The 13,448-nt window shown below is 70.6% G+C and carries 13 protein-coding genes; 6 read left to right on the top strand and 7 right to left on the bottom strand.

Annotated elements, in window-relative coordinates:
* The first annotated feature begins 145 nt into the window (after positions 1-145).
* Positions 146-2,212: a putative Ig domain-containing protein gene (locus ACFZCP_RS25485; RefSeq protein WP_391430285.1), complete on the top strand. Its 2,067-nt coding sequence runs from the start codon at positions 146-148 to the stop codon at positions 2,210-2,212.
* A 157-nt stretch (positions 2,213-2,369) separates the two neighbouring features.
* A complete protein-coding gene (locus tag ACFZCP_RS25490) occupies positions 2,370-2,864 on the top strand; it encodes a hypothetical protein (RefSeq protein WP_362693325.1) in 495 nt (164 codons plus the stop codon).
* 140 nt (positions 2,865-3,004) lie between these two features.
* Here the strand turns inward: ACFZCP_RS25490 and ACFZCP_RS25495 are convergent, their stop codons facing one another.
* Positions 3,005-3,466: a type II toxin-antitoxin system PemK/MazF family toxin gene (locus tag ACFZCP_RS25495; protein ID WP_362693328.1), complete on the bottom strand. Its 462-nt coding sequence runs from the start codon at positions 3,464-3,466 to the stop codon at positions 3,005-3,007.
* 240 nt (positions 3,467-3,706) lie between these two features.
* On the opposite strand from ACFZCP_RS25495, the gene ACFZCP_RS25500 reads away from it, so the two are divergent.
* Complete coding sequence (locus ACFZCP_RS25500) at positions 3,707-4,459, top strand: MBL fold metallo-hydrolase (RefSeq protein WP_362693331.1); 753 nt, start codon at positions 3,707-3,709, stop codon at positions 4,457-4,459.
* Positions 4,460-4,550: 91 nt separating this feature from the next.
* Here the strand turns inward: ACFZCP_RS25500 and ACFZCP_RS25505 are convergent, their stop codons facing one another.
* Positions 4,551-5,816: a PTS transporter subunit EIIC gene (locus ACFZCP_RS25505; RefSeq protein ID WP_391430293.1), complete on the bottom strand. Its 1,266-nt coding sequence runs from the start codon at positions 5,814-5,816 to the stop codon at positions 4,551-4,553.
* A gap of 429 nt (positions 5,817-6,245) precedes the next feature.
* Complete coding sequence (locus ACFZCP_RS25510) at positions 6,246-7,538, bottom strand: PTS transporter subunit EIIC (protein ID WP_391430297.1); 1,293 nt, start codon at positions 7,536-7,538, stop codon at positions 6,246-6,248.
* Between the two features lie 185 nt (positions 7,539-7,723).
* On the opposite strand from ACFZCP_RS25510, the gene ACFZCP_RS25515 reads away from it, so the two are divergent.
* The 3 genes from ACFZCP_RS25515 (at position 7,724) to ACFZCP_RS25525 (ending at position 9,334) form a co-directional block, all read left to right on the top strand.
* Positions 7,724-7,957 carry a glucose PTS transporter subunit EIIB gene (locus ACFZCP_RS25515; protein ID WP_014672981.1) on the top strand — a complete coding sequence of 78 codons (234 nt, stop codon included), beginning with the start codon at positions 7,724-7,726 and terminating at the stop codon, positions 7,955-7,957.
* An 87-nt stretch (positions 7,958-8,044) separates the two neighbouring features.
* Positions 8,045-8,782, top strand: a complete 738-nt coding sequence (gene rph / locus ACFZCP_RS25520) for a ribonuclease PH (RefSeq protein ID WP_362693341.1) — start codon at positions 8,045-8,047, stop codon at positions 8,780-8,782.
* 150 nt (positions 8,783-8,932) lie between these two features.
* Complete coding sequence (locus ACFZCP_RS25525) at positions 8,933-9,334, top strand: hypothetical protein (protein WP_391430302.1); 402 nt, start codon at positions 8,933-8,935, stop codon at positions 9,332-9,334.
* A gap of 36 nt (positions 9,335-9,370) precedes the next feature.
* Here the strand turns inward: ACFZCP_RS25525 and ACFZCP_RS25530 are convergent, their stop codons facing one another.
* The 4 genes from ACFZCP_RS25530 to ACFZCP_RS25545 are packed head-to-tail and all read right to left on the bottom strand — an operon-like array spanning position 9,371 to position 12,727.
* Complete coding sequence (locus ACFZCP_RS25530) at positions 9,371-10,129, bottom strand: DUF1707 domain-containing protein (RefSeq protein WP_391430305.1); 759 nt, start codon at positions 10,127-10,129, stop codon at positions 9,371-9,373.
* Positions 10,130-10,139: 10 nt separating this feature from the next.
* The gene (locus tag ACFZCP_RS25535; protein WP_362693668.1) at positions 10,140-11,108 is read right to left on the bottom strand and encodes an ATP-binding cassette domain-containing protein; all 969 of its coding nucleotides are present in this window, start codon (positions 11,106-11,108) and stop codon (positions 10,140-10,142) included.
* 4 nt (positions 11,109-11,112) lie between these two features.
* Positions 11,113-11,889, bottom strand: a complete 777-nt coding sequence (locus tag ACFZCP_RS25540) for an ABC-2 family transporter protein (RefSeq protein WP_391430824.1) — start codon at positions 11,887-11,889, stop codon at positions 11,113-11,115.
* Positions 11,890-11,926: 37 nt separating this feature from the next.
* Positions 11,927-12,727, bottom strand: a complete 801-nt coding sequence (locus tag ACFZCP_RS25545; protein ID WP_391430310.1) for an ABC-2 family transporter protein — start codon at positions 12,725-12,727, stop codon at positions 11,927-11,929.
* Positions 12,728-13,448: the final 721 nt, after the last annotated feature.

The following is a 13,448-nucleotide window of genomic DNA, read 5'->3' on the forward strand; positions in this document are numbered from 1 at the left end:
CTCGCGCACCCTGTCATGTCACGCTCACTCGACATCAGGGTGGCAATGAATGTCATGCTCATGACTGCGTCTGCCGCCGCTACGCGCGTCACGGGCCTGCCCCACCAGTGCGAGACACCCCACTTCCCCATGGAGGCAGTACCCCATGCGTGAGTCACGCCCGAGCGGACCGAGACGGAACCTGCGAAGACTCGTCTCCGTCGCCCTGCCCGCCCTCGCCCTGACCGTCGCCGGACTGGCCGCGGCACCCACGGCCGGCGCCCAGGCCGCCGCCCCCACGCCCCACACCTCCCGGGCCGCGCAGAACTCCAAGGCCCTCACCGCCCCCGAGCGGCAGACCTTCCACTCCACCGGCAAGGCCGGGCAGAAGGTCCCCACGACCCACCTGTGCGCCACCGCCGAGCCGGGCCACGCGTCCTGCTTCGCCCAGCGGCGCAACGACATCAAGCAGCGGCTCGCCTCGGCGCTCGCCGCCGCGGCCCCCTCCGGCCTGTCCCCGGCCAACCTGCACAGCGCCTACAACCTGCCCTCGACCGGCGGCTCCGGCATGACCGTCGCCATCGTCGACGCCTACAACGACCCCAACGCCGAGTCGGACCTGGCCACTTACCGCTCCACCTACGGCCTGTCCGCCTGCACCAAGGCCAACGGCTGCTTCAAGCAGCTCAGCCAGACCGGGTCCACCACCTCGCTGCCGACCAACGACAGCGGCTGGGCCGGTGAAGAGGCGCTCGACATCGACATGGTCAGCGCGGTCTGCCCGAACTGCAGCATCGACCTGGTCGAGGCGAACTCCGCGAACGACACCGACCTCGGCATCGCCGAGAACGAGGCCGTCACGCTGGGTGCCAAGGTCGTCTCCAACAGCTGGGGCGGCAGCGAGTCCTCCTCCCAGACCGGCGAGGACACCCAGTACTTCAAGCACCCCGGCGTCGCCATCACCGTCTCCTCGGGCGACTCCGCCTACGGCGCCGAGTACCCGGCGACCTCCCAGTACGTGACCGCCGTCGGCGGCACCGCGCTCACCACCTCCTCCGGCTCCCGCGGCTGGAGCGAGTCGGTGTGGCACACCAACTCCACCGAGGGCACCGGCTCCGGCTGCTCCGCCTACGACCCGAAGCCGAGCTGGCAGACCGACACCGGCTGCTCCAAGCGCATGGAGGCCGACGTCTCCGCCGTCGCCGACCCGGCCACCGGCGTCGCGGTCTACGACACCTACGGCGGCTCCGGCTGGGCGGTCTACGGCGGCACCAGCGCCTCCGCCCCGATCGTCGCAGGCGTCTACGCCCTCGCGGGCACCCCGGGCTCCGGCGACTACCCGTCGAAGTACCCCTACCAGCACACCGGCAACCTGTACGACGTGACCAGCGGCAACAACGGCTCCTGCTCCCCGTCGTACTTCTGCACCGCGACCGCCGGCTACGACGGTCCGACCGGCTGGGGCACCCCGAACGGCACCACCGCCTTCACCGCCGGCACCAGCAGCGGCAACACGGTGACCGTCACCAACCCGGGCAGCCAGTCCACCACCACCGGCGGCTCGGCCAGCCTGCAGATCCACGCCACCGACAGCGCGGGTGCGGCCCTGACCTACAGCGCCTCCGGCCTGCCGACCGGCCTGTCCATCAACAGCTCCACCGGCCTGATCTCCGGCACGGCGTCCACCGCGGGCACCTACCAGGTCACCGTCACGGCGAAGGACTCCACCGGTGCCTCCGGCGCGACCTCCTTCACCTGGACGGTCGGCTCCTCCGGCGGCACCTGCACCGGCGCCCAGCTGCTGGCCAACCCGGGCTTCGAGTCGGGCAGCACCGGCTGGACCGCGAGCAGCGGCGTCATCACCACCAACAGCGGTGAGGCGGCGCACAGCGGCTCCTACAAGGCCTGGCTCGACGGCTACGGCTCCTCGCACACCGACACGCTGTCCCAGTCGGTGACCATCCCGTCCGGCTGCAAGGCCAGCTACACCTTCTACCTGCACATCGACTCCGACGAGAGCGGCAGCACCGCGTACGACAAGCTGACCGTGACCGCCGGTTCGACCACCCTGGCGACGTACTCCAACGTCAACGCCGCCTCCGGGTACGCGCAGAAGACCTTCGACCTGTCCTCCTTCGCGGGCCAGACGGTCACCCTGAAGTTCAGCGGAGTGGAGGACTCCTCCCTCCAGACCAGCTTCGTCGTGGACGACACCGCCCTGACGACCAGCTGAGCCGTACGACACCGGGTCCCGCACACGGAAGCCGTCCGTGTGCGGGACCCGTCCGTGTGGGGGATCCGTTCCGGTGCGGGATCCGTCCGTGCCGGTGGTACGTCACATCTGCACCAAGAGGCCGGTCGGCCGGCCACGCAGAAAGGCGGTCCCCCCCATGCGCCGTACGACGCCCGTCGTCCTCGCGGCCACAGCGCTGCTCCTGGCAGGCTGCGGCTCCCAGAGCGGAAAGGACACCGGCAGCAAGGACAAGGTGTCCCCGTCCGCCTCCGCTTCCGCTCCCGCAACCCCCTCCGACTCGGCGTCCGCCTCCGCCCCGCCCTCCGGCGGCGGGTGCGCCCCGCAGGCGGAGCTGAAGGCGGCCGACAGCGGCCGTACCGTCTGCCTGGCCAAGGGCGGTGAGCTGCGGCTGACCCTCGACGGGACCAAGGCCCGTCCCTGGAAGCCGGTCGCCGCGAACGGCAAGGCGCTGCAGCCGATCAACACGGGCTTCGTCATCCAGCCGGGCGACGCCACGGCGGCCTACCGGGCAGTGGCGCCCGGCACCGTGAAACTCACGTCCTCCCGCCCGCTGTGCGCCGAACCCAGCGGCCCCGGCCAGGTCTCCTGCAAGGGCATCCAGGAGTGGACGGTCACCGTGACGGTGAAATAGGCGCAGCGGGCGGCCCGGAGAGCCAGGGTCCCTCTTCGGGACCTGGCTTCCGGATCGGGCCGGCTTCGGGTCATGGCGCGTCACGGCGGACCGAACGGGGCCCGGTGCGTGCGGCCCCGGCAGGACCCGAAGGAGAGGCCCTACCCGGCGAGGTGTCTGACCTGGTCCCACAGGACCGGGTCGACCACGCCCACCCGCCGCCGGAAGTCCCACACCGGCACCTCGCGCAGCTCGTCGGTCTGCAGGAAGCTGGGCCGTCCGTGGGCGTCGCCGACCGCTCCGGGCGGCAGCGGGATCACCCCGGAGCGCTCGTCGTGGTACTTGCTGGTGATCTTCGCGACGGTGGCCCGGTTCCCGCGCACGGCCAGCACCAGACAGGGCCGGTCCTTGGCGTCGGCCCGGTCCTCGTAGGGCACGTTCGCCCACCAGATGTCGCCCGGGTGCGGATGCGCCGCCCTGGCCCGGTCCCGGCGCTCGGGGCGCCCGGGCGGCCGCAGCCGGCGCCCACCGGGCCGATGGCCGCGGCCCCAGCCGTCGACGAGCGCGGCGATCAGCGCGAGCAGCACCACCGCCGCGAGCGCGAGCCACCAGGACGTGTCCATAACGACGACGTTACCGGCGCATGCCCGTCATTGCGCGCCCTCTGTAATCTCCGTGCGCCCCGCGTCCAGCCGAACCGGTGACAGCACAGGTGAGTTCGCCCACAACGGCCCCTGGCAGAGGAGCGACCGGTCCTTTTGCGCCTTACGCTCGACAAACCGCACGACCCCCGCCTGCCCCTTTCCCGCCCCGCTTGCCAGCTCCCCGCCCACCGGATTTCCGCGTACGGAGGTTTCTGCTTCATGAAGCTCACCGTCGTCGGCTGCTCGGGGTCGTTCCCGTCCGCGGAATCGGCCTGCTCGAGCTACCTCGTCGAGGCCGACGGCTTCCGGCTGCTCCTCGACATGGGCAATGGCGCCCTCGGTGAGCTGCAGCGCCACTGCGGTCTCTACGACCTCGACGCGATCTTCCTGAGCCATCTGCACGCCGACCACTGCATCGACATGCTCGCGTACTTCGTCGCGCGCTACTACCGCCACGAGGGCGGCCGCTGCGACCCGCTCCCGGTCTACGGACCCGAGGGCACCGAGCACCGCCTGACCACGGCCTACGCCGACACCCCCTCCGCCTCCTCGATGAGCGAGGTCTTCGACTTCCACACGGTCAAGCCGTCGACGTTCGAGATCGGCCCGTTCACGGTGCACACCGAGCGGGTCCGCCATCCTGTCGAGGCGTACGCCATCCGCATCGAGCACGGCGGGGTGTCCCTGACGTACTCCGGCGACACGGGCGTCACCGAGGTGCTGGACGAGCTGGCCCGGGACACCGACCTGTTCCTGTGCGAGGCCGCGTTCACGCACGGCAAGGAGAACATTCCCGACCTGCACCTCAACGGCCGCGAGGCAGGCGAGTCAGCGGCCCGCGCGGGTGCCCGCCGTCTGGTCCTCACCCACATTCCGCCGTGGACCGACCCCCAGGTCAATCTGGCGGACGCGCGCGAGGTGTTCGACGGTCCGGTGGAACTGGCCGCTCCCCGCCTGGTCTACGACATCTGAGGCGCCCGGCCCGCAGGCCGGTGCCCCAAAACGAATTCCCCGGCCGGGAAGCGGCCGGGGAATTCGTTTTCGGTCGAGCTTGCGCAGTGGCCTACTTGGCTTCGGCCTTCTGGAGTTCCGCCAGTTCCTCGTCCGATTCCCGGCCCGGGGTGGGCAGGTTGAACCTGGTGATGGCGAAGCGGAAGACGACGTAGTAGACGGCTCCGAAGCACAGGCCCACCAGCAGCAGACCCCACGGGTTGCTCGCGATGCCCAGGTTCAGGCCCCAGTCGATCACACCGGCCGAGAAGCCGAAGCCGTCACGCATGCCCAGCGACCAGGTCAGCGCCATGGAGATGCCGGTGAGGACCGCGTGGATCGCGTACAGGACCGGCGCGATGAACATGAAGGTGAACTCGATCGGCTCGGTCACACCGGTGACGAAGCTGGTCAGTGCGAGCGAGAACATCATGCCGCCGACCACCTTGCGGCGCTCCGGGCGGGCGCAGTGCACGATGGCGAGGCAGGCGGCCGGGAGGCCGAACATCATGATCGGGAAGAAGCCGGTCATGAACTGGCCGGCGGCCGGGTCGCCGGCCAGGAAGCGCGCGATGTCGCCGCTCTTGCCGTGGTAGTCGCCCGCCTGCAGCCAGGGGAACGAGTTCAGCAGGTGGTGCATGCCGATCGGGATCAGCGCACGGTTGGCGACACCGAAGATGCCGGCGCCGACGGCGCCCGAACCCACCAGCCACTCACCGAAGTTGTGCAGACCGCTGCCGAGGACCGGCCAGATGTAGCCGAAGACGATGCCGAGGACCAGGCCGGCGAGGGCCGACAGGATCGGCACCAGCCGGCGGCCGCCGAAGAAGCCCGCCCAGTCGGGCAGCTTGGTGCGGTAGAAGCGCTGGTAGAGGAGTGCGACCGCGAGGCCCATCACCACGCCGCCGAGGACCTTGGCGTCCGCCGGGGCGTCCATCATGACGACCTTGCCGTCGACGGCGGTCGCCACCTTCGGCAGGTTCTTGTCGGTGAACGTGCCGAGCACGTTCTTGAAGACCAGGTAGCCGACGACCGCGGCGAGCGCCGTCGAGCCGTCCGACTTCTTCGCGAAACCGATCGCGATGCCCACGGCGAACAGCAGCGGCATGTTGTCGAGGATCGCGTTGCCGCCGGCCGCCATGAAGGAGGCTATTTTCGTGAGGAAGGCGGGGAACTCGGGACGGCCGAGCATGTCGGTGTTGCCGAGGCGCACCAGCAGGGCGGCTGCGGGCAGCACCGCCACCGGCAGCATCAGGCTGCGGCCGATACGCTGGAGCACAGCCATCGCCCCGGCGCCCTTCTTCTTTGCGGCCGCGGGAGCGGCGGTGGCCGTGGTCACAAGTTCCTCCTGGGGATACCCCTGGCCTTCGGCCGGGGGAGGGCAGGGCGCCGCCCGGGAACCATGGAAGGGACGGCGGCGTCTCTGGTCTACACCACTCAGTGGTGTAGACCTGTTGTAGCACGATGAAGGCGGGATAAGGAACCCGCGAATCCGCTGTCGCAGCGCTACGCGCCGTGCTGGCCGGAGGGCCACTCGGGTGGAGCTCCGCCCGACCTCTGCGACGCCGAACACCGGCGGCGGGGCGGCGACGGGGGAGTGGTCCTGGAGCGGCGACGGGTGCCGTGATGAAGGGCAGTCCCGGGGCGGCGACGCAGGCCGCGACAGGCGGCCGGTTGCGGGGGTGGGACGCAGGAGGTGCTGCCGGTGGCGACGCAGGGGCGGTGCCGCCGGCGTCAGATGGCGACGCCAGGGGCGGTGCAGGCGCCGTCAGAGCTTGGTGACGTCCTCGACGTCCTCCTCCGGCTCCCGGCCCGGAGTCTTCAGGTCGAAGACCGTGATCGCGAACCGGAAGACGACGTAGTAGACGACGGCGAAGCCGAGGCCGATCGGGATGATCAGCCACGGCCTGGTGGCCAGGTTCCAGTTGATGACGTAGTCGATCAGGCCCGCCGAGAAACTGAACCCGTCGTGCACCCCGAGCCCCCAGGTCGCCGCCATCGAGACACCGGTGAGCACCGCGTGCACCGCGTACAGCAGCGGCGCGATGAAGAGGAAGGAGTACTCGATCGGCTCGGTGATGCCGGTGACGAACGAGGTCAGCGCCACGGAGAGCATCAGCCCGCCGACCTCCTTGCGGCGGTGCGGCCTGGCGCAGTGCGTGATCGCCAGCGCGGCCGCCGGCAGCGCGAACATCATGATCGGGTAGAAGCCCGAGGTGAACTGCCCGGCGTGCGGGTCGCCCGCCAGGAACATGTTGATGTCGCCGTGCACCACCGTCCCGTCCGGCTTGGTGTAGCTGCCGAACTGGAACCAGATGGGCACGTTCAGGAACTGGTGCAGGCCGACCACGAGCAGCGCCCGGTTGGCGACGCCGAACACGCCCGCGCCCCACGCCCCGGCGTCCCGCAGCCAGCCGCTGAAGCTCTCCAGGCCGCTGCCGATCGGCGGCCAGACCCACAGGCACAGCACCGCGAAGACGATGGCGACGAACGCCATCATGATGGGGACGAGCCGCCGGCCGTTGAAGAACCCCAGCCAGTCGACCAGCCGGGTGCGATGGAAGCGGGCCCAGAAGAAGGCCGCCAGCAGACCCATGACGATGCCGCCGAAGACACCGGGGTTCTGGAACGTGAAGGGGGACACCGAGCCGCCGCTGATCACCTGGCAGCCGACCTGCGGGACGGCCCTGGAGCCGCCGGGACAGTCCTCGGGGAACTGGTGCAGCACGCCGTAGTAGACGAGGAAGCCCGCCACCGCCGCGAGCGCCGTCGAACCGTCGGACTTCTTGGCCATGCCGATCGCCACGCCCACGCAGAACAGCAGGGGCAGGCCCAGCGAGCCGTCGAGCAGGGCGCCGCCCGCTCCCTGCATCACCTGGGCGACCGTCGTCCAGCCCAGGCCCTCGGCCCCGACGACGCCGGGCTGGCCGAGGCCGATCAGCAGGCCCGCGGCCGGCAGCACCGCGATCGGCAACTGCAGGCTGCGGCCCATCTTCTGCAGGCCCTGGAAGAGCTTGTGCCGGCGGGCGGGCGCGGGGCCGGCCGTGCTGTCGGCGCTCATCGGCGTCCTCCCTGACCGCTTCACCCGGCGCGGTTTGGCGACCGTCCCCCGGGTGGTGTAGACCAGTCGGCGGACGGTTCCGCTGTCGTGATCGCCATCATTCGGCACGTACGGCATGACCGCTCGCAAAGATGGGCCAACTGTGGGTTACTGCGACAAAGCGGTTCGGATCAGGGAGAAGGAACATGGCCAGCAAGGCTGAGAAGATCGTCGCCGGCCTCGGCGGGATCGACAACATCGAGGAGATCGAGGGCTGCATCACCCGGCTGCGCACCGAGGTGTCCGACCCCGCTCTGGTCGACGAGGCCGCCCTGAAGGCCGCGGGCGCCCACGGCGTCGTCAAGATGGGCACCGCCATCCAGGTCGTCATCGGCACCGACGCCGACCCGATCGCCGCGGAGATCGAAGACATGATGTGAGCCCTCGGGATCACCCGGGTTCACCTGAAAGGGGCTCCTCCTACCGCGGGAGGAGCCCCTTGCGGCACTCCGGATAGGCTCGGCCCCATGTCTCGAATCGACGGCCGCACCCCCGAACAGCTCCGCCCGGTCACCATCGAACGCGGCTGGAGCAAGCACGCCGAGGGCTCCGTCCTCGTCTCCTTCGGCGACACCAAGGTCTTCTGCACCGCCTCCGTCACCGAAGGAGTCCCGCGCTGGCGCAAGGGCAGCGGCGAGGGCTGGGTCACCGCGGAGTACTCCATGCTGCCCCGCGCCACCAACACCCGCGGCGACCGCGAGTCCGTCAAGGGCAAGATCGGCGGCCGCACCCACGAGATCTCCCGGCTCATCGGCCGCTCCCTGCGCGCCGTCATCGACTACAAGGCGCTCGGCGAGAACACCATCGTCCTCGACTGCGACGTCCTCCAGGCCGACGGCGGCACCCGCACCGCCGCCATCACCGGCGCCTACGTCGCCCTCGCCGACGCGGTCTCCTGGGCCCAGGGCAAGAAGCTGATCAAGGCAGGACGCCAGCCGCTCACCGGAACCGTGAGCGCCGTCTCGGTCGGCATCGTCGCCGGCGTCCCCCTCCTCGACCTCTGCTACGAGGAGGACGTGCGCGCCGAGACCGACATGAACGTCGTCTGCACCGGCGACGGCCGCTTCGTCGAGGTCCAGGGCACCGCCGAGGCCCAGCCCTTCGCCCGCGAGGAACTGAACGCCCTGCTCGACCTCGCCGTCACCGGCTGCACCGAACTGACCGCGATCCAGCAGACCGCACTGGCCCGCACCCTGGAGAAGTAGCCCCAAAGCCGCACGAACAGTAAAGAGAACACCAAACAAGGGGTGTACGGCGGGCAACCCCCGTCCCCCTCCCCGGCGTCCTATGGATACGGGTGCACGGAACCAACACCGTGCGCCCGGACCGCCGTACCAGGGAGGGAACACACCACCATGGCCGCCACCCGACGCCGAGGCCGCCTCGCCGCCGTCGCCGCCGCCGTCGCGACCGTCGCACTCACCGCGGGCCTGACCACCGGCTGCGACGCCGTCGGCAAAGCCCTGGACTGCGTGCAGACCGCCGACTCCATCGCCGACAGCGTCACCGACCTCCAGCAGGCCGTCGAGAACGCCGCCAACGACCCGACCCAGGCCGACGCCTCCCTCGACGCCATCGAGAAGAACCTCGACAAGATCGGCGACAAGACCGACAACACCGACGTCAACAAGGCCGTCGACAACCTGAAGAAGGCCGTCGGGAACGTCCGCACCGCCATCAAGGACGGCGACAACACCCCCGACGTCAGCCCCGTCACCGACGCGGCCGGCGAACTGACCAAGGTCTGCACGCCGTAACGACGGCCACGACGACGACCGGGCCGGGGCAGTGCCTCAGTACTCCCCGTGCCGGCGCCGCTGGCGCTCCCGCCGCTCCTCCCAGCGCTCCTCGCGCCGGGCCCGCTGCAACTCGTGCCGGGCCTGACTGCGCTCCACCTTCTCCTGCCGGCGCTGCTCCTTCAGCCGCTGCCGCTCGGCCCGGGTCACCTTGCGCTCCACACCGACCCCGCCCCAGAACGCGAACCCGCTGATCACCACCCGCGGCGCACCCGGATCGGGCCGCTCGTCGTCCCGCGGGTGCTCGAAGCCGCCCATGACACCGATCCCGCGGACCACGACCTCGACCCCCGGCGGCACGATCACCTGCACCCCGCCCATGATCGCCACACAGCTGATCTCCACCTCCCGGTCCGCGAAGTCCGCCTCCCGCAGATCCAGCTCACCACCGCCCCAGAAGGCGAAGCAGTTGAACCGCCTGGGCACCGTCCAGCGGCCCTTGCGCTCGAACCCGGACATGACCGCGATCGCGGTCGCCGACTCCTGGCCCCCGACGATCCGGCCCGCCCAACCCCCGCTGTCCACCGGCTCCTTGGTGAAGGACACGGGAGGGGGCGCCACCGCCCCGGACGCCGGCAGATCACGGGTGATCGGCGCCAGCTCGGCATACGTACGTGCCTTGTACGCCGCCTCCAGCCGCTCCTCGAACTCCCCCATGTCCAGGCGTCCCTCGGCCAGGGCGTCCCGCAGCACCTCGGCGACCTGCTCACGGTCGGCATCGGATGCGCGGAGTTCCGGGACTGCGTCGTCGGTCATGCCGGAAAGCCTACGAGAGAGCCCTCTCGGCGTACATCTTCGCGATGACGGCCTCGATGTCCGGCTCCCGCACCGACAGGTCCACCAGCGGATACTCGGCCGCGATCGCCGCCACCAACGGCGCCGCCGACTGCCCCGCCGCAAACGCCAGCCATTGCCGCGGTCCCTCCACCCGCACCACCCGGCACGACGCCACCTCGATCGGCGGCAACTCCCGCTCCAGATCCACCACCAGCGTCCGCTCCCCGTCCGCCGCCTCCTGCAGCCCCGCCAGCGCCCCGTCGTACATCAGCCGCCCGTGGTCGATCACCATCACCCGCGAGCACAACTGCTCGATGTCCTGCAGATCGTGCGTCGTCAGCAGCACCGTCGTCGCCCGCCCCGCGTTCAACTCCTTCAGAAAACCCCGCACCTTCGCCTTCGACACCACATCCAGACCGATCGTCGGCTCGTCCAGATACAGCACCTCCGGATCGTGCAGCAGCGCCGCCGCGATGTCCCCGCGCATCCGCTGCCCCAAGGACAGCTGCCGCACCGGCACATCCAGCAGATCGCCCAGTTCCAGAAGCTCGACACACCGCTCCAGGTTCTCCCGGTACCGGCCGTCCGGGATCCGGTACATCCGGTGCGCCAGCCGGTAGGAGTCGATCAGCGGCAGATCCCACCACAACGTCGTCCGCTGCCCGAACACCACACCGATACGATGCGCCAGCCGCGTCCGCTCCCGCGACGGATCGATCCCCGCCACCCGCACCCGGCCCGCGCTCGGCGTCAGGATCCCGGTCAGCATCTTGATCGTCGTCGACTTCCCGGCCCCGTTCGGACCGATGTAACCGACCATCTCGCCACGCGCCACGGTGAACGAGATCGAGTCCACCGCCCGCACCAGCCGCCGCTCCCGCTTCAGGAACCCGGCCTTCCTGCGCACCTCGAAGACCTTCTCGACCTTCTCCAGTGCGATGAAGTCACTGTCCGCCACAGCGCTAGCTCCCTGTACTCCGATACGAACGAAGCCCCGCCCGCCACGCCAGAGCGGCCAGCGCACAGCACCCCACCGCCACCAGCGGCGAGCAGAACGCGACCCAGCCCGGCAGGCCCAGCGGATACGGCCGCCCCAGCACATACGCCGCGGGCACCCAGTTCACGAAGGCCAGCGGCAGCACGAACGTCACCCCGCGCACCAGCTCCTTCGCGAACACCGTCGGCGGATACTGCAACAGCGTCGTCCCGCCGTACGTGAACGCGTTCTGCACCTCCGACGCGTCCTGCGCCAGGAACTGGAACGCCGCCCCCGCCACGAACACCGAGCAGAAGATCCCGAACCCGCTCACCACCATCACCGGCATCAGCAGCAGCTTCGCCGCCGTCCAGTCGATCTCCACCCGCGACAGCGACCACCCCAGCACCAGCAGCCCCTGCAACACCCGGCCCAGCCGCCTGAGCGCGAACCGGTCCGCCGCCACCTGCGCCAGCACCGGCGCCGGCCGCACCAGCAGCGTGTCCAGCGTGCCGTCCCGCACCCGCTGCCCCAGCCGCTCCATCGACCCGATCACCAGGTCGGCCAGCCCGAACGACACGGCCGACAACCCGTACAGGAACGCCGTCTCGGGCAGCGCATACCCACCCAGCGCATCCACCCGCGAGAACATCAGCATGATCGCGACGAAATCGAAGAACGTCGTCGCGAAGCTCCCGAGCGTGGTCATCACGAACGACGCCCGGTAGGCCATCGTGGACCGCACCCACATCGCCGCGATCATCCGGTACGTCCGCACACCCGCCACCAGCCGGCTGCCCTCACCCACCCTGGACCACCACCCGCCGCGTCGCCACCGACTGCACCAGCCGGCCCACGCCCAGCAGCGCCACCGCCCACGCCCCCTGGAACAGATAGGTCCCCAGCGGATCGGCATGCCCCAGCAGAATGTCCGCCGGCGCCTGCAGCAGCGACGACCACGGCAGGACCCGTACGACCTCCCCGAGCACCCCCGGGAACACGTTCAGCGGCATCAGCATCCCGCTGCAGAAGAACCCCGCCAGCCACGCCATCTGCCCCACACCCGTCCCGTCCAGCAGCCAGAACGTGCTCAGCGCCACCAGGAAACGGATCCCGAAGCTGACCACCATCGCCAGCACCACCGCGACGAGGAACGCCACCCAGGTGCCCGCGTCCGTGGGCAGATAGACCGGAAAACACAGCGCACCGAAGGCGAACGGAACCAGCCCCCGGCCCAGCAGCTGGAAGAACGCCCGGCCCAGATCGGCGGCCAGCCACCACAGCTGAAGATCGGCAGGCCGGTACAGATCGATCGCGACATCCCCCGTACGGATGCGTTCCATCAACTCGTTCTCGACGCCTCCGCCCCCGATCGCGAGCGTCGACAAGAACGCCTGGCCCAGCCACACATACGTCACGACCTGCGCCTGGTCGTACCCCCCGAGGTGCGGCTTCACGTCCCACAGCGCGCGGTAGGTGTACACGAGAATCAACCCGAAGGCCGTGTTCGTGAACACCCCTGCCGCAGTCGCGGCCCGATACGTCGCGTACCGTCTGAATCCCCCCGCCGCGACGGCTCCGTACAACCGTCCCGCGCCCACGCCAGTCGACCTCCCTGGACTGCTCGACACCGAAGCGCAGGAGCCTAGTCCTCAGGCCCGGTGGCCGGCCACGCATTATCCGTGCCGGAACCGTGCCGGAATCCGGGAACGGAACGCCAGGTGCGAGAGTCTTCAAACAGGGGGCGCAGAAGGCGTACGAGGCGTACCGGAACGTACGACGCGAAACAGGAGTCCGTGCACGACATGAGCGACGAGCCGCAGCCGCAGCAGAACGAGGGCGGCGCGCCGAAGAAGCCGCTGCCGGCTGAAGGGCCCGGGCAACAGGGGGGCCGCCCCGCAGAGGGGGGTGCCCGCAGCCGGGAACGCGAGAACCCGTCCCCCGGGCCGGACACCCGCCCCGGCGCGGCTGCCGAGCGGGCCGCCCAGGAGCGGCCCGGCCGGAGCCAGGGCCAGGAGCGCCAGGGCCAGGAGCGCCAGGGCCAGGGCCGCGCGCCCGAAACCCGGGACGGCCGGAGCCAGGACGGGCCGGGCCGGCAGAACCGGAGCCAGGAGGGCCGGGACCAGCAGGGTCCGGCCGCCCGGCCGGCCCGGGCTGCCCAGGAACAGCCGGACGCGACGGACCGGACGGACAAGGCCGCCGCGGACCGGACGTCCGCGGGCACCGGTTCGGTGCAGGCGGCACGGGCACGCCGCGCGGCACTCGCCGCCCAGGTCGGCCGCGCGGGCCGGACGACCGACACGCAAGGCCGCACGGGCGAGG

The sequence above is a fragment of the Streptomyces sp. NPDC007971 genome (assembly GCF_042958635.1).
Taxonomy (GTDB): Bacteria; Actinomycetota; Actinomycetes; order Streptomycetales; family Streptomycetaceae; genus Streptomyces.